General features: G+C 70.6%; 22 protein-coding genes and 1 tRNA gene. 10 read left to right on the forward strand and 13 right to left on the reverse strand.

The window, feature by feature from the left end; translation table 11 throughout:
* Positions 1-66: 66 nt before the first annotated feature.
* Together ASF75_RS12155 and ASF75_RS12160 are read right to left on the reverse strand one after the other, a co-directional pair.
* On the reverse strand, positions 67-903 hold the full coding sequence (locus ASF75_RS12155) for a DUF3027 domain-containing protein (protein ID WP_082509725.1): 837 nt from the start codon (positions 901-903) through the stop codon (positions 67-69).
* A gap of 4 nt (positions 904-907) precedes the next feature.
* Positions 908-1,285, reverse strand: coding sequence for a cold-shock protein (locus ASF75_RS12160; protein WP_017888041.1), 378 nt, complete (start codon positions 1,283-1,285; stop codon positions 908-910).
* A 145-nt stretch (positions 1,286-1,430) separates the two neighbouring features.
* On the opposite strand from ASF75_RS12160, the gene ASF75_RS12165 reads away from it, so the two are divergent.
* From ASF75_RS12165 to ASF75_RS12185, 5 genes are all read left to right on the forward strand, one after another.
* Positions 1,431-1,640, forward strand: coding sequence for a hypothetical protein (locus ASF75_RS12165; protein ID WP_042539297.1), 210 nt, complete (start codon positions 1,431-1,433; stop codon positions 1,638-1,640).
* A 28-nt stretch (positions 1,641-1,668) separates the two neighbouring features.
* Positions 1,669-3,435 carry a helicase-associated domain-containing protein gene (locus ASF75_RS12170; protein WP_056071772.1) on the forward strand — a complete coding sequence of 589 codons (1,767 nt, stop codon included), beginning with the start codon at positions 1,669-1,671 and terminating at the stop codon, positions 3,433-3,435.
* Positions 3,436-3,483: 48 nt separating this feature from the next.
* Entirely contained in the window at positions 3,484-5,181 is a 1,698-nt protein-coding gene (locus ASF75_RS12175; protein ID WP_017888044.1) for a DNA repair helicase XPB, read from the forward strand.
* 51 nt (positions 5,182-5,232) lie between these two features.
* Complete coding sequence (locus ASF75_RS12180; RefSeq protein WP_017888045.1) at positions 5,233-5,928, forward strand: response regulator transcription factor; 696 nt, start codon at positions 5,233-5,235, stop codon at positions 5,926-5,928.
* A gap of 79 nt (positions 5,929-6,007) precedes the next feature.
* Positions 6,008-7,705: a sensor histidine kinase gene (locus ASF75_RS12185; RefSeq protein ID WP_031260211.1), complete on the forward strand. Its 1,698-nt coding sequence runs from the start codon at positions 6,008-6,010 to the stop codon at positions 7,703-7,705.
* Between the two features lie 191 nt (positions 7,706-7,896).
* On the opposite strand, the gene ASF75_RS12190 is transcribed toward ASF75_RS12185, so the two are convergent.
* From ASF75_RS12190 to ASF75_RS12220, 7 genes are all read right to left on the reverse strand, one after another.
* A complete protein-coding gene (locus ASF75_RS12190; RefSeq protein WP_156463874.1) occupies positions 7,897-8,793 on the reverse strand; it encodes a hypothetical protein in 897 nt (298 codons plus the stop codon).
* Between the two features lie 306 nt (positions 8,794-9,099).
* Entirely contained in the window at positions 9,100-10,722 is a 1,623-nt protein-coding gene (groL, locus tag ASF75_RS12195; RefSeq protein WP_056071779.1) for a chaperonin GroEL, read from the reverse strand.
* A 257-nt stretch (positions 10,723-10,979) separates the two neighbouring features.
* The gene (locus tag ASF75_RS12200) at positions 10,980-11,183 is read right to left on the reverse strand and encodes a cold-shock protein (protein ID WP_017888049.1); all 204 of its coding nucleotides are present in this window, start codon (positions 11,181-11,183) and stop codon (positions 10,980-10,982) included.
* Between the two features lie 180 nt (positions 11,184-11,363).
* Positions 11,364-11,975 (reverse strand): LytR C-terminal domain-containing protein, encoded by a 612-nt coding sequence (locus ASF75_RS12205; RefSeq protein ID WP_017888050.1) that lies wholly within the window; start codon positions 11,973-11,975, stop codon positions 11,364-11,366.
* Positions 11,972-12,283, reverse strand: a complete 312-nt coding sequence (locus ASF75_RS12210) for a DUF3263 domain-containing protein (RefSeq protein ID WP_231564081.1) — start codon at positions 12,281-12,283, stop codon at positions 11,972-11,974. Before ASF75_RS12210 ends, ASF75_RS12205 begins: the two co-directional genes overlap by 4 nt.
* Before the next feature lie 96 nt (positions 12,284-12,379).
* Positions 12,380-13,459 (reverse strand): DUF2332 family protein, encoded by a 1,080-nt coding sequence (locus ASF75_RS12215; protein WP_056071782.1) that lies wholly within the window; start codon positions 13,457-13,459, stop codon positions 12,380-12,382.
* Complete coding sequence (locus tag ASF75_RS12220) at positions 13,459-13,932, reverse strand: GNAT family N-acetyltransferase (protein ID WP_162243023.1); 474 nt, start codon at positions 13,930-13,932, stop codon at positions 13,459-13,461. The genes ASF75_RS12215 and ASF75_RS12220 overlap by 1 nt, the downstream gene beginning before the upstream one ends.
* 65 nt (positions 13,933-13,997) lie before the next feature.
* Between ASF75_RS12220 and msrB the strand changes: the two genes are divergently transcribed.
* Together msrB and ASF75_RS12230 are read left to right on the forward strand one after the other, a co-directional pair.
* A complete protein-coding gene (gene msrB / locus ASF75_RS12225; protein ID WP_017888054.1) occupies positions 13,998-14,405 on the forward strand; it encodes a peptide-methionine (R)-S-oxide reductase MsrB in 408 nt (135 codons plus the stop codon).
* 37 nt (positions 14,406-14,442) lie between these two features.
* Positions 14,443-14,518 (forward strand) — tRNA-Thr (locus ASF75_RS12230).
* Between the two features lie 197 nt (positions 14,519-14,715).
* On the opposite strand, the gene ASF75_RS12235 is transcribed toward ASF75_RS12230, so the two are convergent.
* The gene (locus ASF75_RS12235; protein WP_056071789.1) at positions 14,716-15,747 is read right to left on the reverse strand and encodes an aldo/keto reductase; all 1,032 of its coding nucleotides are present in this window, start codon (positions 15,745-15,747) and stop codon (positions 14,716-14,718) included.
* A 53-nt stretch (positions 15,748-15,800) separates the two neighbouring features.
* Positions 15,801-16,586: an alpha/beta fold hydrolase gene (locus ASF75_RS12240; RefSeq protein WP_042539307.1), complete on the reverse strand. Its 786-nt coding sequence runs from the start codon at positions 16,584-16,586 to the stop codon at positions 15,801-15,803.
* Between ASF75_RS12240 and ASF75_RS12245 the strand changes: the two genes are divergently transcribed.
* Complete coding sequence (locus ASF75_RS12245) at positions 16,585-17,388, forward strand: NAD(P)H-hydrate epimerase (RefSeq protein ID WP_031260218.1); 804 nt, start codon at positions 16,585-16,587, stop codon at positions 17,386-17,388. The genes ASF75_RS12240 and ASF75_RS12245 overlap by 2 nt on opposite strands.
* A 13-nt stretch (positions 17,389-17,401) precedes the next feature.
* On the opposite strand, the gene ASF75_RS12250 is transcribed toward ASF75_RS12245, so the two are convergent.
* Positions 17,402-18,544 carry a glycerol dehydrogenase gene (locus tag ASF75_RS12250; protein WP_056071792.1) on the reverse strand — a complete coding sequence of 381 codons (1,143 nt, stop codon included), beginning with the start codon at positions 18,542-18,544 and terminating at the stop codon, positions 17,402-17,404.
* A gap of 100 nt (positions 18,545-18,644) precedes the next feature.
* Here ASF75_RS12250 and ASF75_RS12255 point away from each other — a divergent pair, with 100 nt between their 5' ends.
* The gene (locus tag ASF75_RS12255; RefSeq protein WP_056071795.1) at positions 18,645-19,538 is read left to right on the forward strand and encodes a neutral zinc metallopeptidase; all 894 of its coding nucleotides are present in this window, start codon (positions 18,645-18,647) and stop codon (positions 19,536-19,538) included.
* Between the two features lie 120 nt (positions 19,539-19,658).
* On the opposite strand, the gene ASF75_RS12260 is transcribed toward ASF75_RS12255, so the two are convergent.
* Positions 19,659-20,591 carry a DsbA family protein gene (locus tag ASF75_RS12260; protein ID WP_056071798.1) on the reverse strand — a complete coding sequence of 311 codons (933 nt, stop codon included), beginning with the start codon at positions 20,589-20,591 and terminating at the stop codon, positions 19,659-19,661.
* Positions 20,592-20,834: 243 nt separating this feature from the next.
* Here ASF75_RS12260 and ASF75_RS12265 point away from each other — a divergent pair, with 243 nt between their 5' ends.
* Positions 20,835-21,935, forward strand: a complete 1,101-nt coding sequence (locus tag ASF75_RS12265; RefSeq protein WP_017888061.1) for an ABC transporter ATP-binding protein — start codon at positions 20,835-20,837, stop codon at positions 21,933-21,935.
* Positions 21,936-21,999: the final 64 nt, after the last annotated feature.

The following is a 21,999-nucleotide window of genomic DNA, read 5'->3' on the forward strand; positions in this document are numbered from 1 at the left end:
CGCCGAACGGGCCCGGCACCACCAGATCGGTGGTGCCGGGCCCGTTCGTTCGTCGGTGCGGGTGCGTCAGGCGCGGTGGAAGTCCGGGTCGGCCTCGCCCGCGTCGAGCTGGTCCACCTCGAGGTCGGCGTCGGGCTCGACCGGCTGCACGCGGCGGGCACGGCGGCGGCGCGGCGACTGCGGAGCCTCATCCTCGTCGGCACCGTCGGCGCCGTCGGCGCCGTCGGAGGCGTCGGTGTCACTCACATCGGCGAGCGCATCGACGTCCACGCCCTCGATGTCGTCGTCGTCCGACTCGTCGAGGTCGTCCTCGTCGGCATCGAACTCGTCATCGTCGTCGTCATCCGACTCGTCGTCGTCGTCCTCGTCGTCCGAGTCGTCGTAGTCGTCGTCGTCTTCGTCGTCATCCGACTCGTCTTCGTCGTCGTCCGACTCGTCTTCGTCGTCGTCGAACTCGTCGTCGTCATCGTCATCGTCCGACTCGTCGTCCTCGTCCGACTCGCCGTCCTCTGCCTCGTGCTCCTGCGCGGCCCGATACTCGGCCAGCCGCTCGGACCACGGAACCCACTCGGGTGCGACGAGCGCGCCGTCCCCGGGCATCAGCTCGACCTCGAGCACGGTGGGTTCGTCGTCGCCGATCTTCGCGACACTGACGGTCCAGCGCCACCCGGGGTACCCGGGCAGGCGGTTGGCGAACAGGACGGACACGACGCCGTCCCCTTCGTCAACGGTGCCGACGGGTGCGCCGACGGTCGACTCGGGGGTGACCTCGAGCAACGCCTCGCGCGCCAGGTCGGTGTAGTTGATGGACGCTGCGTCGATGGACGCTGCGTCGATGGACACGGCGTCAGTCGACGCTGCGTCGGGAGCCGTCTCGGCCCCTGCTGTCTCGGACTCGGTCATGGGGTCACGCCTCCAACTGGTCTGCGACGTGCCGCAGGATGGCGGCGATGCGATCGCCGTTCTTCGGGTAGCGGCCGTGGCGGAGGTCTCCGCTGATCCGGTCGAGTTCCTTCACCAGGTCCTCGACGATCACGGCCATGTCGTCCGCGGAGCGACGGGTCATCCGCGACAGCGACGGCTGGGGTTCGAGCAGCCGCACGGACAACGCCTGCGACCCCTTCTTGCCCTGGACGACGCCGTACTCGAGCCGCGTGCCGGCCTTGACGGTCACGACGCCGTCGGGCAGCGAGGACGCGTGCAGGAACACCTGGTCGCCGTCGTCTCCGGTGATGAAGCCGAAGCCCTTGTCGTCGTCGTAGAACTTGACCTTGCCGGTGGGCATGCGTGGACTCCTCGAGGTCGTGGTACGGCCGTGGTGCGTCGGATATCCTGGGTCGATGGCCAATCCGACCCGATCAACCGGGAACCCGCAGGATTCCGCAGAACCCCCGCTGACGTTCAATCGTACCGAACGCGCTCTGGCGTTCATGATCGGTGGCATCTTCATCGCTGCCTTCCTCTGCATGGCGGCCATCATCGTCATGTGGCTGACGGCCTCGAGTGCGCAGGCGTCGATGCCGTGGCCGGTGATCATGGCGATCCCGCTCATCGGCTTCCCGATCGGCATGGTGCTGGTCTTCACGCTCCTCGCCATCACCTGGACACGTCGCGCACGAGCGAACCGGACGGCTCGCTGACGTCCGCCCCGGACGCTGGCACCGGACGATGACGACCACCGCCGACCTCGCCGCCCGACTCCGGGCGATGCCGGACGACGCGCTCCAGCGCCTCGTCGCGGCGAGGCGACTCCCCACCGCTGCACTCGCCGAGACCGGCCCGCAGCGCATCACCGACTTCTTCGACCTCGCCGAGGCGCTCCGCGGCGACGACGCGGTGGACGCCGCCGTCGAGCACCTGCCGCGCGCCACGATCCTGGCGCTCCGCGACGGCGGTGCCGTCGACGCGCTCGGCCCCGCGGTCGAGCTCGGCCTGGCCGACCAGGACGGCGCCGTCGACGACGCGGTCGCCGCACGCGTGGCCGCCCACCCCGACCTCACCTCACTCGACGAACAGCCTGGAGGCCCGCAGCAGGTCCGCCCCGCTGCTCCCGTCCTCGACGCCGCGGCGCTCGAGCGTGCGCGCACCACGGGCGCGGAACAGGCGTTCGCGACGATGACCGTGCTCGCGGAGCTACTGCGGGCGGTCGACGCCGGCGCGGTCCGCGAACTCGTCAAGGGCGGGATCGGCATGCCGCTCGCCCGGACCCTCGCGGAGCGCATCGGCACCGACGCCGAACTCGTCGCCGGTCGCCTGGCGCTGCTCGACGGCATCGGGTTCGCCGACCCCGACACCGGACGGTGGATCGTCACCGACGCCGGGCACGCCTGGTTGCTCGCCAGCTGGCCGGAGCGCTGGGTGTCGCTGGTGGCCGCATGGTCGGACACCCTCCCGCCGGCCGTGCACGAAGTGCTCGCGCTGGCCGACGGCGACCTGCGCGACCTCGTACCGCTCGGACGCTGGGCCTACCCGGCCGGATCCCGCTGGCTCGACGCCCTGCTGCTCGACGTCGCCGGCACCGCGGCGTCGCTCGGCCTGGCCGTCGACGGTCTCGTCACGAGCACAGGCCGGGCGCTGTTCGACGGCGACGCCGAGCAGGCCGCCGACGACCTGCCGGGCACCGTCGAACGGGTCTACTTGCAGCACGACCTCACCGTCATCGCGCCGGGGCCCCTCGCACCGGTGGACGACGACGCCCTGCGCACGGTCGCCGTGCTCGAGGCACCGGGGCTCGCGGCGCGGTACCGCATCTCCGAGGACACCCTGCGCACGGCGTTCCGGGCCGGGCACTCCCGCGACGACCTGCTGGCGCTGCTCGGGCGACTGTCGGCCACCGGCATCCCGCAGCCCCTGGCCTACCTGATCGACCAGGTCGCCGGACGCGACGGCAGCATCGTCGTCGACCGGGGACCCGGCGGTGTCGGCACCGAGGTCCGAGGCACCCCCGACCAGCTCGACCTGATCGGGGTGGACGCCGAACTCCGGCAGCTCGCCTGGGACCGGCCCGACCTGACGACGCTGACCACGCGCTACCCGCCGCACGTCGTGCACAACGCGCTCGAGGACCAGCGCTACCCGGCCGTCCTGACGACCGCAGCCCGTCCCGAGGCGCACCACGGGCCTCCCGGCCGGCGCAGCCCCACCGGACGCTCGCCGGAGCAGTCGGCGCACGCACTCGTCGAACGGCTCCGCCTGACGACCCGGCGCGGCGACGCGGAGCCGGAGCAGGAGTGGCTCGGCCGGCAGATCGACCTGGCCGTCCGCGGGCGCACGCCGATCCGCGTGACCGTCCGGATGCCGGACGGCTCGGACCGACCGTTCTCGATCGTGCCGACGTCGGTCGCCGCCGGACGCGTCCGCGGGCGGGACACCGCCGTCGACGTCGAGCGCACGCTGCCGCTGTCGCTCGTCGTGTCGGTCGAGAGCGACGCCTGAGCCGTGCGGTCACCAGTACGCAGGCGCTGACGGCTAGGCTGGCAGGTCATGAACGGACCGCTGATCGTGCAGAGCGACCGCACCGTGCTCCTCGAGGTCGCGCACCCCGACGCCGAGGACGCACGCCACGAGCTCGCGGCCTTCGCCGAGCTCGAACGCGCTCCCGAGCACGTGCACACCTACCGGATCACCCGACTCGGACTCTGGAACGCGCGCGCCGCGGGCCACGACGCCGAGGCGATGATCGACACCCTGGAACGCTTCGCGAAGTTCCCTGTGCCGCAGAGCGTCACGGTCGACATCCGCGACACGGTCTCGCGCTACGGACGACTCGTGATCCGTCGCGAGGAACGCCCCGACGCGCCCGTGATCGCGAACTCCCCCGCCGAGGAACTCGAGCGGCTGCCGCTCCTGCTGCTCACCGCCGAGGACCCGTCGGTGCTCGCCGAGGTCATCCGGTCGAAGCGGATCAAGCCGCTGCTCGGTGACATGCGGTCCTCGACCGAGGTCGAACTGCAGCCGTGGGCGCGTGGGCAGATCAAGCAGGAACTCGTGAAGCTCGGCTGGCCGGCCGAGGACCTGGCGGGCTACACCCCGGGCCAGCCGCACCCGATCGACCTGGACACCGCCGAGTGGCACATGCGGCCGTACCAGGAGCAGGCGGTCGACACGTTCTTCGCCCAGGGCTCCGGCGTCGTCGTGCTGCCCTGCGGTGCGGGCAAGACGCTCGTCGGCGCCGGTGCGATGGCGACCGTCAAGGCGACGACGCTCATCCTGGTCACCAACACCGTCTCGGCGCGGCAGTGGCGCACCGAGCTCCTGAAGCGCACGACCCTGACGCCGGAGGACATCGGCGAGTACTCGGGCAGCGTCAAGGAGATCCGGCCGGTCACGATCGCGACGTACCAGATCCTCACCGCCCGTCGGAAGGGCGAGTACACGCACCTGTCGCTCCTCGATGCCCTCGACTGGGGCCTCATCGTCTACGACGAAGTGCACCTGCTCCCCGCTCCGGTGTTCAAGCTGACCGCCGACCTGCAGGCCCGCCGACGCCTCGGCCTCACCGCCACGCTCGTGCGCGAGGACGGCCGCGAGGGCGACGTCTTCTCGCTCATCGGGCCGAAGCGCTACGACGCCCCGTGGAAGGAGATCGAGGCGCAGGGCTACATCTCGCCGGCCTCCTGCTACGAGGTCCGCATCGACCTGCCGCACCAGGACCGCCTGGAGTACGCGGCGTCGAGCGACGACGAGCGCTACCGGCTCGCCGCGACGTCGCCGGCGAAGACCCCGGTGGTGCGGGAACTCATCGAGAAGCACCGCGGTGAGCAGATCCTGGTGATCGGGCAGTACATCGACCAGCTCGACGAACTGGCCGCGTCGCTCGACGCGGCGGAGATCACCGGAGCGACCCCGGTCGACGAACGGGAGCGGCTGTACGACGCGTTCCGGTCCGGCGAGGTCGATGTGCTCGTCGTGTCCAAGGTCGCGAACTTCTCGATCGACCTGCCCGACGCGACCGTCGCGATCCAGGTGTCCGGCTCGTTCGGGTCCCGGCAGGAAGAGGCGCAGCGGCTCGGCCGACTCCTCCGACCGAACAAGGACGGCCTGCCCGCCTCGTTCTACACGCTCGTGGCCCGGGACACCGTCGACCAGGACTTCGCGCAGAACCGGCAGCGGTTCCTGGCGGAGCAGGGGTACTCCTACACGATCCTCGACGCCGACCAGGTCCAGACGCCCGTGGGCTGACGTACGAAGCGCTCTCAGGAAACCCCGAGGGAACAGTCAGAAGATAAGACCATGAGCGATGGCCCCAAGATCCTGATCGTCGACGACGAGCCGAACATCCGCGACCTCCTGACGACCTCGTTGCGCTTCGCCGGCTTCGCCGTGCGTGCGGTGGGCAACGGCGCACAGGCGATCTCCGCCGTGCTGGAAGAAGAGCCGGACCTCATCATCCTCGACGTGATGCTGCCCGACATGAACGGCTTCGGTGTGACCAAGCGCCTGCGTTCCTCGGGCTACACCTCGCCGATCCTGTTCCTGACGGCGAAGGACGACACCGAGGACAAGATCACCGGCCTCACCGTCGGTGGTGACGACTACGTCACCAAGCCGTTCTCGCTCGACGAGATCGTCGCCCGCATCAAGGCCATCCTCCGTCGCACCATGAACGACGAGGAAGACGCGATCATCCGCGCCGGTGAGCTCACGATGGACCAGGACACGCACGAGGTCACGATCGGTGACGCGCAGATCGAGCTCTCCCCCACCGAGTTCAAGCTGCTCCGCTACCTCATGCTCAACCCGAACCGCGTGCTGTCGAAGGCGCAGATCCTCGACCACGTGTGGGAGTACGACTTCAACGGCGACGCGGGCATCGTCGAGAGCTACATCTCGTACCTGCGCCGCAAGCTCGACCAGTACTCCGCCGAGCCGATCATCCAGACCAAGCGCGGCTTCGGCTACATGCTGAAGGCGTCCAAGGCTTCCTAGGGGCCAAGGCCCCTCGGGGCTCGACTTCACGGCGGCCGTCCGGTTTCACCGGGCGGCCGCTGTCTATCGTTGAGGCAGCATGCACACGCGAATGAACCACTGGTGGGACGGGATCTCCCTGCGCACCAAGATCACCGGGATCACGGTGCTCCTCGTCGCGCTCGGACTGCTCGTCGCCGGACTCGGCACGATGACGGTGCTGTCCACCTACCTCATGCAGCAGCTCGACAACACGGTCAAGCAGACCACCGAGCAGCTCGAGGGCCAGAACATCAGTGACGGCGAGCAGTACTGCAAGCTGTCCGTCGTGGTGTCGCAGAGCGCCTACGTCGCCGCGTACGACGCCGACGGCGACCGGATCTGCCAGACGAAGGCGTCGAGTCGGCCCGACGTCCGCGAAGCCACCCTGGTGCAGGCCGCGCAGTCGAACCAGCGCATCTCGCTCTACGACAGCCAGCACGACCACGAGTGGCGTGCCCAGATCATCCCGGCGTCGCTGCAGAACCAGTCCGACGGCACCACCGAGACCGGCTACGTGCTCATTGCGGTCTCCAGTGCCGGCACCGACGAGACGATCGGCAAGTTCACCGCGATCTTCCTCGGGTTCGGCGCCTCGGTCATCCTGCTCGGCGCCATGCTCACCCGGCTGCTCGTCACCGCGACCTTCGACCCGCTGCGCGACGTCGAGGACACCGCGGCCCGGTTCGCCGCCGGTGACTTCAACCAGCGCCTCGAAGCCGACACCCCGAACACCGAGGTCGGCCGGCTCAACCGCTCCCTCAACGTGATGCTCGAGCGGATCGACTCCGCGTTCGAGGACCGTGAGCGCACCATCGACCAGATGCGCCGGTTCGTCGGGGACGCCTCCCACGAGCTCCGCACCCCGCTGGTGTCCCTGCGCGGGTACGCCGAGCTGTACCGGATGGGTGCCCTCCGCAAGGAAGAAGACGTCGCCCAGGCGATGGAGCGCATCGAGAAGGAAGCGCAGCGGATGGGCCTGCTCGTGCAGGACCTGCTGCAGCTCGCCCGCATCGACGAGTCCAAGCCGCTCGAGCTCGGCCCCGTCGACCTCGTCGCCATCGCCCGCGACTCGGCGCTCGACACCATGGCCTCCAACCCCGACCGCGAGATCCAGGTCCTCGTCGAGGACTCCCTGACCGGCGAGAGCGTGCCGCAGGCCGTCCGTCCGTCGTCGTCCCCGTCGTCCGTCGTCTCTCCGGACACCGGCGAGGCACCGCCCGTGTCGCCGACCTCGGCGAACACCACGGGCCCGATCGCGTTCTCGCGCCAGACCATCGCGCGCCTCCGAGCCCGCCGCACGCGCGCGATGAACATCGACGCCGGCGCCACACCGACCGACGAGACCACGCCGCTGCCCACGGTCGTGCTGCCGAAGCGCCCGCCGATCGTCCTGGCAGAGGAGAACAAGATCCGCCAGATCGTCACGAACCTGATGGGCAACGCCATGCGGTTCACGGCGCACGACGACCCGATCGAGATCGGCATCGGCGTGGACGACGAGCGCGGCATGGCGCACCTCGACGTGATCGACCACGGTGAGGGCATCCCGCCGCAGCTGCGCGAGAAGATCTTCCAGCGCTTCTGGCGTGCCGACACCTCGCGCGCACGCGACACCGGTGGCTCGGGTCTCGGACTCGCCATCGTGTCCGGGATCGTCGCGGCGCACCACGGCTCGGTCGAGGTCTTCGACACCGAGGGCGGCGGCGCGACCTTCCGCGTCTGGCTCCCCCTGCTCCCCCGCGACTTCGCCGCCTGACCGCCTGACCGGCGAGGGCCGTGCGTCCCGCGGCGGCCCGGCTGGTCACAACACCCCGTTCACGGCCGCCGAGTGGTCACGATCTGTCGTCTGCGCACTCGCTGACCGACCGTTCGTGACCGACCGGCGCACAGCCGACGACATGTCGTGACCGCCCGACGAAGTACTCATCCGCGTGGCACATGCTGCTCTCACGCCGAGCGCCGACGGTTTCCGACCGCACGGACCTCGAACGCCTGCCGGAGCCGCTCGAACAACAGTGCGGGCCGGTGGGCGTCCGACGCCGTTGCATGGATCACGAGCCAGTCGTTCACCACGAAGCCGTTGTCCCGTCGTTGATCGTGTCGGAAGGTGTCGCGCTCGCGGTGGTGATCGCCGTCGTACTCCAACGCGATGCCGAACTCCGGCCACGCCATGTCGACGCGGCCGAGGAACCGTCCCGCACCGTCGTGCACGTCGACGTTCAGCTCCGGCTCGGGGAACCCCGCTTCGACCACTGCCAGACAGAGCCAGGTCTCCTGCGGCGACTCCGCGCCCGCCCGGACGAAGTCCAGCGCGCGTCGAGCAGCGAGCGCGGAGCGTGTGCCGGGACGGATCGCAGCACGGAGGTCGTCCGCAGTCGCCAGACCCGACACTCCGACGAGGTGGTCCCCGATCGCGACCAGGCCGTCACGGTCCACGACACCGGCGCACTCGAACCACATCTGCACGGGCGAGCTGACCCGGCGCCCGCGGTGTTCGACGACGGTCGGCCGACGGATGCGGTGCGCGATCACGTCCGGCCGACGCATCCGGACCCCGTCTCCCACAGTGGAGACGTGCACGGTCCGGAGCGATTGCACCGACTGCGGCAGTGGCGCACCCCAGATCGCAGCGGCGGTCGTGTGACTGAAGAACTGGTCGGGACGCATGACCAGGGCGACGGCGTCGATGAAGTCCACCGAGTCGATCGGAGCGCGGACACCGTGGACCGGGGCTGCCAGGTCGGCACGTCGGAGTCGTTCCGGATGAATGCCACCACCCACGGCATCGGCCACGCGGAAGGTGGATCGGTCGAACGGAGCGGGGAGGCGACGGGCAGCTGGCATGCCGTCATGGTCGCTGCAGGGCACGCGAGCCGACCACCTGCGCTCGGAACCTGTGGAGAACGAGGTGAGTCGGGCCTCCTGTGCGGGAGTGGTGAGGCGCGACACGAGCAAGCCGCATCCACGAGCCGGTCATGACTCCCCGCTCCTGCGCCGCCGGACGGTCACGAAGTGTCGACGGGAAGCGGCCAAACCGACGGTTCGTGACCGCGCCGCGAGCCTGAGCGGGGTGTCGTGACCAACAGACCCACCCCCACACACAGAAGGGCCCCACACGCGCAGCGTGCGGGGCCCTTCCGTCAGGCGGACTTAGAAGTCCATGCCACCCGTCGGGTCGCCAGCCGGAGCAGCGGGGGTGCGCTCGGGCTTCTCGGCGACGACGACCTCGGTGGTCAGGAACAGACCGGCGATCGACGCAGCGTTCTGCAGCGCCGAACGCGTGACCTTGGCGGGGTCGATGATGCCGGCGGCGATCAGGTCGACGTACTCGCCGGTCGCGGCGTTGAGGCCCCAACCCGACTCGAGCTCGCGGACCTTGGCGGCGACGACGCCCGGCTCGAGACCGGCGTTCAGCGCGATCTGCTTGAGCGGCGCGTCGATGGCCACGCGGACGATGTTCGCACCGGTCGCCTCGTCACCCTCGAGCTGGAGGGCCTCAAGTGCGACGGCACCGGCCTGGATGAGGGCGACGCCACCACCGGCGACGATGCCCTCTTCGACGGCAGCCTTCGCGTTGCGGACGGCGTCCTCGATGCGGTGCTTGCGCTCCTTGAGCTCGACCTCGGTCGCGGCACCCGCCTTGATGACGGCGACGCCACCGGCGAGCTTCGCGAGGCGCTCCTGGAGCTTCTCGCGGTCGTAGTCGGAGTCGGTCGCCTCGATCTCGGCACGGATCTGGCGGACACGGCCGGCGATCTGCTCGGCGTCGCCAGCACCCTCGACGATCGTGGTCTCGTCCTTGGTGATGACGACCTTGCGGGCACGACCGAGCAGGTCGAGCGTCGCGTTCTCGAGCTTGAGGCCGACCTCTTCCGAGATGACCTGGCCACCGGTGAGGATCGCGATGTCCTGCAGCATGGCCTTGCGGCGGTCGCCGAAGCCCGGAGCCTTGACGGCGACGGACTTGAAGATGCCGCGGATCTTGTTCACGACGAGCGTGGCCAGGGCCTCGCCGTCGACGTCCTCGGCGATGATCAGGAGCTGCTTGCCCGCCTGGATCACCTTGTCGACGACCGGCAGGAGGTCCTTGATGTTCGAGATCTTCGAGTTGACGATCAGGATGTAGGCGTCCTCGAAGACGGCTTCCTGACGCTCGGGGTCGGTGACGAAGTACTGCGACAGGTAGCCCTTGTCGAAGCGCATGCCCTCGGTGAGCTCGAGCTCGGTGCCGAAGGTGTTCGACTCCTCGACGGTGACGACGCCTTCCTTGCCGACCTTGTCGATGGCCTCGGCGATGAGCGCGCCGATCGTCGGGTCAGCGGCCGAGATCGACGCGGTCGCGGCGATCTGGTCCTTGGTCTCGATGTCCTTCGCGTTGGCGAGGAGCTGGTCGGAGACGGCGGCGACGGCCTTCTCGATGCCGCGCTTGAGCGACACGGGGTCGGCACCGGCGGCGACGTTGCGCAGGCCTTCGCGGACGAGGGCCTGGGCGAGGACGGTCGCGGTGGTCGTCCCGTCACCGGCGACGTCGTCGGTCTTCTTGGCGACCTCCTTGACGAGCTCCGCACCGATCTTCTCGTACGGGTCGTCGAGTTCGATCTCCTTGGCGATGGAGACACCGTCGTTCGTGATCGTGGGGGCGCCCCACTTCTTCTCGAGGACGACGTTGCGGCCGCGCGGGCCGAGCGTCACCTTCACGGCGTCGGCCAGCTGGTTCAGGCCGCGCTCGAGGCCACGGCGGGCCTCCTCGTCGAAAGCAATGATCTTAGCCATGTGGTTTTTCGTCCCTCCCGGACGTCGTCTTGGGGGTCGTGCTGGCACTCAGCGTGAGCGAGTGCCAACGCCGATTCTGGCACTCGACGGGTGCGAGTGCAACACAGTCGGGAGGCTCGTGACGACTTCCCAGGACACGCCACGTCCGGCGGACCCCGCACCACCGCCGCGGTCGCGCTCCCCGCACCCGTCCTCACCCCCGCACACGACGAACGCGCCGCCCCTGACGGGACGGCGCGTTCTGGAAGTGGTGGTGCTCAGGCGGGGCGGACGGACTCTGCCTGCGGGCCCTTCGACCCGGTCCCGACGTCGAACACGACGGCCTGGCCCTCCTCGAGGACCTTGTAACCCGACATGTCGATGGCCGAGTAGTGCACGAACACGTCCTGGCCCCCTCCATCCACGGTGATGAAGCCGAAGCCCTTTTCAGCGTTGAACCACTTCACGGTTCCGTTGGCCATGATCTCTTGCTCCCTGGTACTGCAGTGCGGAACGACGTGATCGTCGTCTGCATGGGACTCTGACCGAACGCGCCGGATCAGGCAAGAGGTGTGACGTTGTTTCACGTCGATTCCGTCAGAATTCAACGTGCCCGAAACACACCCGTCACACAATGCGCGAAAAACGCGGTGGTGCCGGGATCAACCGGTGTAGTCCGCGCCGAGGACGACACTCACGTCCGCGTTCGGGAACGCCGCCGACTGCTGCACCGCGGTGACCCCGAGCTGCTTCGCGATGCCCTGCGCGACCGCCGCCTGCGACGCCTGCTGGTAGTAGACGATCGTCGACGTCGAGCCCGTCGTGCCGGCGTCACCGGTCGAGGCGACCTGCCAGCCGGCACCGGTCAGCGCCGCACTCGCCCGGCTTGCCAGGCCCGTGGTGGTCGTGCCGTTCAGGACCACCACGGTGGTGGTGCCCTGCTGCGCCGGCGTCGCGGCCGCGGCACTGCCCGCGCCGGACCCCGCGGAGCCCGATCCGGCCGACGAGGACGCGGACGGCTTCGACGTCGCCGAGGGCTTCGCGGTGGCGGACGCCGACGTGGACGCCGACGGAGAGTCCGAGCTGTTGAAGGAGTAGCTGCCGTTCAGCAGCGCGAGCACGAGCACGCCGATGCCGACGAGCACCCCGGTGGCGAGTGCCGCCCAGGCGAAGGCGATCCAGCCACGGCCGCGACGCTGGGCACCGCGGTGCGCACCGACCCGCGGGCCGTCGGCGACGTCGTCGAACCGGTCTCGGGGGAATCTCGTGCTCATCGTTCCTCTTCACGTCCTTCGGGAGCCACGCCTGGCGCGACGAAGCTGCGCGTGGCCCGGGCGCTGGTGCGCGCGTGCCGGAGCCGCTGCAGCCGGCTGACGAGCTGCGGGTCGTACGCGAGTGCCGCGGGCGAGTCGATCACGCGGTTCAGCACCTGGTAGTAGCGCGCCGCCGACATCTCGAACTCGACCCGGATCTCCGCTTCCTTCGTGCGGTCGTGCCGTGCCCGGTCCTGCTCGAACGACAGCACGCGCTGGGCGAGCTCGCTGAGCTGCTCAGTGCTGCGTTCGTCGGTGGGGCTGGTCACGGCGGTTCCGATCACGGTCGGGTAACGGGTCTCGCACATCGTAGGGGTGGAGTCGATCCGGACCCTGGCACGGGGCTGGACTGTCGCGAACACTGGTCACAGGTTCGGCGCACGGAACCAGCGCACGCGGGTACCGAACGGGTCGGAGGCGGCGACCGCGACCCCGTCGATCGAGGCCGTCGCGAACGCGTCCGGGTCAGCGGCGTCGACGTCATCGGGGAGCGTCGCGGCCACATCGCGCAGGATCCCGGTGCGCTCGAGGGCGATCCAGTGCACCCCCCGCTCACGGATCCGGTCCACGAACCGTTGCCGGTCCGCGCCCGGCACGTAGACAAGGGTCCCGGTGGTCAGGACGACCGGTTCGACGTCGTCCGGCAGGGCGTCCAGTGCACGGTCGAGGTCACCCGGCAGCGTGCCCCTGATCCGCACGGGAGGCACGGCGAGCGTCGCGCGCGCCGCCTCGCGCATCAGGGCGATCCGCTCCGTCGCCTCGGGCGGGACCGCCTCGACCAACCGGTCGAACGCGCCCGGTGCGGCGAGGTCGATCGGGTTCGGGTCGAGGGCGATCCGTGCGCCGATCCGGATCGGCCTGCTCGCCGGAGCTGGAAGGACCCCGGAGACGTCCGCGACGAGACGGACCGCGGGTTCGTCGACCGCCGTGTGCATCCGGACGAGCTCGGTGCGCGCCCCGCCGTGGTCGTCGCGCCCCGAGGAGTCGGGGCGCGACGACGGCACCGGGGCGCGTTCCGCCGGCACCCGGGACTCCGACGTCCGGTGGTCGAGCGTCACCCGGTCCGGGATCGAGCACAGCCCGGCGGCAGCCCCGGCATCGACCAGGCCGAGCGGCCGTACGGAGCGTTCGGCGAGCGCCGCGAAGAGCGGGACGACCGGGGCGAGCCGCCGCGGGTCGTTGGCCTGCACCGTGGCGGACGCGAGGGCCGTGACCAGCGCGGGGCGGGCCTCCAGGCCGAGCGCGCCGAGCGCACCCGGGTCCGACGGGTCCGCGCCCAGCCGCCGCGCGACCGCGAAGAACAGTTCCGGCTGCCGCTGCTGCTCGGGGACCTCGGCGAGGAGCGCGACGATGGCGTCGTCGAGCGACCGTGCCCAGGCGGCGTACGACGGTGAGACCGCCTCGATGCGGTCGGCGAAGGCGGCGTACCGGGCCCGGGTGTCCATCAGCGCCCGGGCCGGTGCATGCCGACGTGGCGGATGCCGGCCTCCACGTACGGCTCCCCGAACCGCACGAAGCCGTACCGCTCGTACAGGGCCGCGACGTACTCCTGGGCGTGCAGGACGAACGGGTCGTGTCCGTGTTCGTCGAGGACGGCGGCGACGAGCCCGCCGGCGATCCCCTGCCCGCGGTGCTCCGGGTCGGTCGCGACCCGCCCGATGACCCACGCCGGCGACTCGGCGCCGTCCGGGTGGACCTCGTCCACCGCCGGGCGGATGAGCCGCAGGTACCCAACCGCAGCGGTGTCCGTGCCGAACCACCAGTGCTCGGTGTCGGGCTCGCGGTCACGGCCGTCGAAGTCCTCGGCGGTGACCCGCTGCTCGAGCGCGAACACGCGGTTGCGCAGGACGACGATGCCGTACAGTGCGTCCGTCGTCAGACGGGTCCAGCGGGCGTGGTGCACGGAATGCTCGGACATCGTGGCGAGTTTACTGAAGTGGTCGGGAGTGCCCGGAAGAGCCCGACCGGAAGCAGGAGGAACCAATGGCATACAACGTCGACAAGTCCGACGCCCAGTGGCGCGAGGAGCTCTCCCCGGACCAGTACGCCGTCCTCCGCCAGGCGGGGACCGAACGACCGTGGACCGGTGAACTCCTCGACGAGGAGCGCGCCGGCGTCTACACCTGTGCGGCCTGCAACGCGGAGCTGTTCAAGAGCGGCACGAAGTTCGACTCCGGCTGCGGCTGGCCGTCGTTCTACGAGTCGGTGAACCCGGACGCCGTGCAGCTCATCGAGGACAACTCGCTCGGCATGGCCCGGACCGAGGTCCGGTGCGCGAGCTGCGGTTCGCACCTGGGCCACGTGTTCCCCGACGGGTTCGGCACCCCCACCGGTGACCGGTACTGCATGAACTCGATCTCGCTGAACTTCTCCGAGAAGTCGGGCGAGTGAGCCCCGGACGCCCTCACCGGTAGGATGAGCGGCGTCAGCCGGCATGGCGCAATTGGTAGCGCACCGTACTTGTAATACGGGGGTTGCGGGTTCAAGTCCCGCTGCCGGCCCCAGAGCGATGCCCCGGGCGAAGTCTCGCCCGGGGCATCGGCACACGGAACGCGGATCAGGGGGCGTTCCGGGCGCTGGACGCGGTAACCAGCCGGTCGTGCGACGAGGATGACACCTCACCGACCCGCGCGTCCACACCCTGACCCCACATCCGCGGAAATCCGCACGATGTGCACGAACGCGCACGGGTCCTGTCCGCTCAGCGCCCGCCGGTGATCTTCCGTTCCCGCTGCGCGACGCCGGCCGTGCCGTAGGGGTAGTCGTCGATGCGGGGAGCGCTGGCGTCGGTCAGCCGGGCGAGCTCGTCGTCGGTGAGCACCAGGTCCGCGGCACCGAGGTTGTCCTCGAGCTGCGACAGGGTGCGGACACCGAGGATCACGCTCGTGACCGCGGGCCGGGCCAGCAGCCAGGCGAGTGCGACCTGCGACTTCGACGCGTCGTGGGCGTCGGCCACCTCGGAGACGGCGTCGAGCACCTCCCACGTGCGCTCGTCGCCGTTGCGGGCCTCCCACGCCTCCATGCCGCGCTCCGGGTTCTCGCCCAGGCGGGTGGCGCCGGACGGGGCCTCGTCGCGCTGGTACTTGCCCGACAGCCAGCCGCCGGCCAGGGGCGACCAGGGCAGCAGGCCGATGCCGGCGTCGAGGCAGGCGGGCACGACCTCGTGCTCGATGTCGCGGACGAGCAGGTTGTACTGCGGCTGCAGGGTGACCGGCGGTGCCCAGCCGTGCGCCTTCGCCTCGTAGACGGCCTTGGTGACCTGGTAGCCGAGGTAGTTCGAGAACCCGTACGAGCCGATCTTGCCGGCGGACACGGCGTCGTCGAGGAACCGCAGGGTCTCGTCGATGGGGGTCAGGGCGTCCCAGGCGTGCATCTGGTACAGGTCGATGTGGTCGACGCCGAGCCGTTCGAGCGAGGCGTCGAGGGCCACGCGCAGGTGTCGTCGGGACAGCCCGAGGTCGTTCGGACCGTCGCCCTGCGGGAACCGGCCCTTGGTGGCGAGGACGACCTGCGCCGCCTCGGTGGGGTGTGCTGCGAGCCAGCGGCCGATGATCCGCTCGGACTCGTTGCCGGAGTAGACGTCCGCCGTGTCGACGAGCGTGCCACCGGCGGCCACGAAGGCGTCGAGGATGGCGTGTGAGGTGGGTTCGTCGGCTTCGCTGCCGAACGTCATGGTGCCGAGGGTCAGCGTCGACACCGATGTCCCGCTGTTGCCGAGGAGTCTGTAGTCCATGGCGGGGACGGTACGCCCGGTGGGGTCCGACCGAGGGGACCCACGAGTACCCCTCAGCGCGGGGCGGACAGGAACCGCAGCGCCGCTTCGCGGAACGGCCGCGAGGTCGGTGCGTTGAAGTGGTTGCGCCCCGGGATCTCGAAGAAGGTGGCGTCCGGTGCGGCCTCGGCGAGCCGGACCGCACTGTCGCGGATGCCGTCCTCACTGCCGGCCGCGATCAGGAGCGGCTGCGCCGGGGCGTTCTGCGGGGTCGGCTCGATGCTGTTCCGCATCCCCTCGACCATGGCCACGAGCGCGCCGAGGTCGTTGCCCTCGACGTTGCCCGCCATCGTCAGGTAGCCGTTCGTCACGCGGTCCTCGATCGGGGTGCCGTCGGCGATGTAGGCCTTCGCCTGGTCGACGCGGACGCGGCGCATCGGGTCGGCGTCCGGGATCCCGCCGAAGACCGCTCGCGAGATCCGGCCGGGCAGGCGTTCGGCGGTGTGCCAGCCGACGCGGGCGCCGAGCGAGTAGCCGAGGTACGCGACGTCGTCGAGCAGGTACGTGTCGATGACCGTGGTGACGTCGGCGACGAGCAGGTCCATCGAGTAGGCACCCGGGTCGTGCGGCTTCGCGCTCGCGCCGTGCCCCCGCTGGTCGAGCGCCAGCACGCGGTAGCCGGCACGGACCAGGTGTCGCGTCCAGCCCGATGCGTGCCAGTTGAGCACCGCGCCGGAGGCGAACCCGTGCACCGCGATGACGGCCGGGGCGTCGGGGTCGCCGAAGTCGTAGGTCGCGAGTCGCAGCCCGTCGGGCGACATCACGAACCGGGGGCGGGGCGCTTCGGGGACGAGTGACATGTCCTCTCCAGCGTATCGGGGCAGTGTGGTCGCCATGGACGGCTACGGCGGCGATCAGATCCGGGCGGCGGAACGCCCCCACCTCGACGCGGGGGAACCGCTCATGCAGCGAGCCGCCGCAGGGCTCGCGCGCATCGTCGGCGACCTGCTGGACGACCCGGCCGTGCGGCCGGTCGACGGGCCGGGATCGGTCCTCGTGCTGGCGGGCAGCGGCGACAACGGCGGGGACGCCCTGTTCGCGGGTGCTCGCCTGGCAGCGGCCGGGAGGCACGTGGCGGTCCTGCGCGTCGGCTCCCGTGTCCACGCGGCCGGCCTGGCAGCGGCGCTGGACGCCGGCGCCCGTCTGCTCGACGGCGCGTCCGGCACCTCGGGACCGAACGCGGGCGGAGCGGCCGACATCCTGCGGGCAGCCGGCCGGAGCGACGGCGAGCGCCTGGCCGCCGTCGCGACCGAGGCGGCACTCGAGGCCGACCTGGTGCTCGACGGCATCCTCGGCATCGGGGTGCACGGCGCGACCGCACTGCGGTCCCCCGCCCGCGAGGTCGTGGACGCGATCCGCGAGCTCGCCCGCGACCAGCGCGCGCCGTTCGTCGTCGCGGTCGACGTGCCGAGCGGCGTCGACGTGGACACCGGCGGCGTCGCGGACGACCACGTCCTGCACGCCGACGTCACCGTCACGTTCGGCGGCGTGAAGGCCGGACTGCTGACCGGACCCGCCGCCACCCTCGCGGGTCGGATCGAACTCGTCGACGTCGGGATCGGTGCGGACCTGGCGACGATGGAACCGCTGATCCGCACCTGATCCCGCGCCGGGGTCAGTGGTGCTCGTACAGCACGGGCTCCGGCAGACCGTGCTCGGCGCGGATGCTGCGCGCGATGCCCTCGATCGCGACCAGGGCGTCGACCACGAGCTCCGGCGTCACCGGGAACGGCATGTTGTGGATGGTCTCGCCCTCCACCGTCGCCGCCTCGGCCACGGCCTGCAGCACGTCGCGGTCGTCCACCGTCAGGCCGATCTCGGTCAGGGTGTTCGGCAGGCCGACCTTCGTGGTGAAGACGACGAAGTCCTCGATCTCCTCCGCCGGGGCGCCCTCGAGCACGAGCTGCGCGATCGTGCCGATGTTGACCTTCTGCCCGTGCGCCAGGCCGTGGGCCTGCGGAGCGGCGGTCAGCCCGTTGTGGATCGCGTGGGCGGCGGCGAGCCCGCCCGACTCGAACCCCAGGCCGGACAGCAGCGTGTTCGCCTCGACGACCTTCTCGAGCGCGGGGGTGACGACCTTGGACTTGACGGCCTCGATGGCCTGCAGGGCGTTCTCGTGCAGGAGCCTCCACGACAGTTCGGCCAGCGCGACGCCGGTCTGGGTCTGCAGGCCGCCGGCCATGGTGTCGGCGTTGGCACGCTTCGCGGCACGGGCCTCGACCCAGGTCGCCAGCGCGTCGCCGATGCCCGCGACCAGGAACTGCACCGGGGCGTTGGCGACGAGCCTGGTGTCGATGAGCACGAGGTCCGGGTTGTGCGGGAAGAAGCGGTACTCGATGAACTCGCCCTCGGCGGTGTAGATGACGGCGAGCGCCGAGGTGGGGGCGTCGGTGGACGCGGCCGTCGGGACGCTCGCCCACCGGATGCCGGCCAGGTGTCCGGCGGCCTTCGCGGCGTCGATGGCGGAGCCGCCGCCGAGTCCCACGATGACGTCGGCGTCCTTCGCGGCGATCTGCTCGACGAGCTCGTCGACGGCTTCGGGGGTGGCGAAGCGGCCGAACCCGACACGCTCGACGGCCAGGTCGGCGGACCGGAAGCTCTCGGTGACGGCGGTCTCGACGATGCCCCAGACCACGTCGTCGGCGACGATCAGGGGCCGCTTGCCGATCGGGGCGATGAACTCGCCGACGCGGGTGATCGCGTCCTTGCCCTGGACGTAGCGGGCGGGGCTCATCACGGTGCTGATGGGAGTGGCCATCGTGCGGTTCCTTCCGGTTGTACGACAGGTGTACGTCAGGTGTCGGGGTGGCCGACGCCGCCGACGCTACGCGGGGCCGCTGATCGGTAGGTTCGGGGCCATGACGTTCAACGACGATGCTCGGCTCCGGGGCGGCAAGGTCAAGCGGCGGGGTCGCACCACGGCGATCGGCGGTGGTGCCATGGGTGTCGGCGCCGTCGTGGTGTTCCTGATCCTGCAGTTCACGGGGGTCGACCTGAGCGGGATCGTCGGCGGCGACAACGGCCTGACGACGATCCAGCAGGGGGGCGAGTCCGCCGACGCCGCCCCCGAGTGCCGGACCGGGCGGGATGCCAACCTGCGCGTCGAGTGCCGGATGGAGGGCGCAGCAGAGTCCCTCGACGCCTACTGGACGTCCGAGGCACGATCCCTCGGCATCTCGTACACCTCGCCGGAGTTCTTCCTGTTCCAGGACTCCACCGACACCGCGTGTGGGCAGGCGTCCGCCGCGACAGGCCCGTTCTACTGCCCGCCGGACCGGGCGGTCTTCCTGGACACCGCGTTCTACGACGACCTGCAGTCGCAGTACGGCTCGTCAGGCGGTCCGCTCGCGCAGATGTACGTCGTCGCGCACGAGTGGGGGCACCACATCCAGCAGCTGCAGGGATCCTTCGCGAGCACCGACCGCTCCGGCACGGGGGCGTCGTCGGACAGCGTCCGCGTCGAGCTGCAGGCGGACTGCTACGCCGGGGCCTGGGTCGGCGACGCCGCGACCACCGAGGACGCGGACGGCGAGACCTTCTTCGAGCCGATCACCCGGACACAGATCACGGACGCCCTGTCGGCGGCGAGTGCGGTGGGCGACGACAGCATCCAGGAGCGTGCGACCGGCCGCGTCGACCCGGACTCGTTCACGCACGGGTCGAGCGAGCAGCGGCAGCGCTGGTTCCTGCGGGGCTACCAGCAGGGTGCGACGCACTGCGACACCCTGAGCATCCCGGGTTCGGCCCTGTAGCCGCGCCGTTGCGGACGTCAGGCCCGGTGCCAGCTGGCACCGGGCCTCCCGTCCGTGGTCAGCGCGGCAGCGCTCGTCCGGACGTCAGCGCTCGTCCGGACGTCAGCGCTCGTCCGGACGTCAGCGCTTGGTCGGCGTGGGCGTCGGGGTCGCGCTCGGGGTGGGCGTCGGGGTCGCGTCGGTCGTCCCGGCGGCCGTCACCACGAAGGTGCGGAAGTCGTCGTTCGTGACCGGCGAGGTCAGTTCGTACCGCTGGCCGTTCACGAGCACGAGCGGCGTCCCCGGGAACTCCTTGAGCGTCGACCCGGGGATGGTGCCGTCGGACACCTTCGACGTCTGCTCGTCCACCCACTTGGCGTAGTCCTGGTCGGTGATGCAGCTCCGGACGGCGCTGCGCTCCTGGAGTCCCTGCACGCCCGTGACGACGTCGGTGAGCTCCGCGTCCGTCAGGCCCGCCGTGCCCTCGTCCGGCTGCTTCGCGAAGAGCGCCTGGTTGACCGCGTAGAACTGGTTCGGCGAGTGCTCGGCGACGCAGGCAGCGGCGTTCGCGGCGCGGAGCGAGTACTTCGTGCCCTGCGAGCGGTTCGACAGGATCGCGACCGGGTGGATGTCGACCGTGGCCGCTCCGGAGTCGACCAGGTCCTTGATGTAGTCACCGTTGGCCCGCTCGAACTGGCCGCAGCCGGGGCAGAGGTAGTCGACGTACAGGGTGATCCGGACGGTCCCGGCACCGTCGGTCTCGGTGTTGCTCGGGGCGGCAGCGGCCGATCCGGACGCGGACGCGGTGACCGGCTTCAGGTCCTGTCCGATCGTGATGCCGCCCTGCGACATCGTCGACGGTCCGGGCCCGGCGGGCTTCACGGAGTCGACCAGCACGAGCGTGACGATCGTCGCGGCGGCGAGGAGCACGACCCCGAGCCCGATCTGCAGTCCGAGCCGGACACCGCGCTGGCGTCGCTTCTGCTGGGTCCGGGCACGCTGGGCTCGCTGGCGGGCGGCTTCACGGCGCTCGTTCCGCGCGGCGCGGGCAGCACCCTCGGGGCGGTTGTTCATCGGTGCGTCGTCCTCCTGATCGGTGTCCGCTCGGCGTTCCCCTGCTCGGCGGACGGACCCGGCGATTGTAGTGGGGCGCTCTGGGAAGCAGCCGACCAAGGGGGAAAACACTGGCGCACCCGGGTGAACTCGTGTTGTATGGAGCTCGACAGTCGACGACGACTGTCCGGGGCCCGTACGGGCACACCGCTTCACTCGGATCGTCCGGCACGTACCTGCCGGTGAAGGAAGGACCGAACGCTCATGGCGTCCGTCACCTATGACAAGGCAACCCGTCTCTACCCCGGAGGCAACCGTCCCGCGGTCGACTCCCTCGACCTGGACGTCGCCGACGGCGAGTTCCTCGTCCTCGTCGGCCCCTCGGGCTGCGGCAAGTCCACCTCGCTCCGCATGCTGGCCGGCCTCGAAGAGGTCAACTCCGGTCAGATCCGCATCGGCGACCGCGACGTCACGGACGTCCCGCCGAAGGACCGCGACATCGCGATGGTGTTCCAGAACTACGCGCTGTACCCGCACATGACCGTTGCCGAGAACATGGGCTTCGCGCTCAAGATCGCCGGCGTCGGCAAGGAAGAGCGCGCCACCCGCGTGCAGGAAGCCGCCAAGCTCCTCGACCTCGAGGACTACCTCGGCCGCAAGCCGAAGGCGCTCTCCGGTGGTCAGCGTCAGCGTGTCGCGATGGGCCGTGCGATCGTCCGTCAGCCGCAGGTGTTCCTCATGGACGAGCCGCTGTCGAACCTCGACGCCAAGCTCCGCGTCCAGACCCGCACGCAGATCGCGTCGCTGCAGCGTCGTCTCGGCGTCACCACGGTCTACGTCACGCACGACCAGACAGAGGCACTGACCATGGGTGACCGCATCGCGGTGCTCAAGGACGGCATCCTGCAGCAGGTCGGCACCCCGCGCGACCTGTACGAGAAGCCGAACAACGTGTTCGTCGCCGGCTTCATCGGTTCGCCGGCCATGAACCTGCTGCCCGCCGACGTCATCGAGGGCGGCATCAAGTTCGGCACGCTCAACCACGCGATCGACCGCGACACCCTGTCGAACGCCCGTGCCGCACAGATCACGGTCGGCATCCGCCCCGAGGACGTCGTCGTGTCGCAGTCCGGCGAGGGCCTGCCCGTCACGGTCGACGTCGTCGAGGAGCTCGGCGCCGACGGCTACCTCTACGGTCACGCCGACGTGAACGGCCAGCGCGCCGACATCGTCGCCCGCGTCGACGGTCGTGCGCACCCGTCGATCGGTGACACGATCGTCATCACGCCGAAGCAGGGCCACGTGCACGCCTTCGACACCGAGTCGGGCGACCGCCTCGACGACAAGGCCGTCGTCAGCGCGTAACCAGCGCACTCCCCCGAGAGCCCGCGCCCGCCTCACCAGGCCGGACGCGGGCTCTCGGCTGTCC

It is taken from the genome of Curtobacterium sp. Leaf154, assembly GCF_001424595.1.
Classification (GTDB): Bacteria; Actinomycetota; Actinomycetes; order Actinomycetales; family Microbacteriaceae; genus Curtobacterium; species Curtobacterium poinsettiae.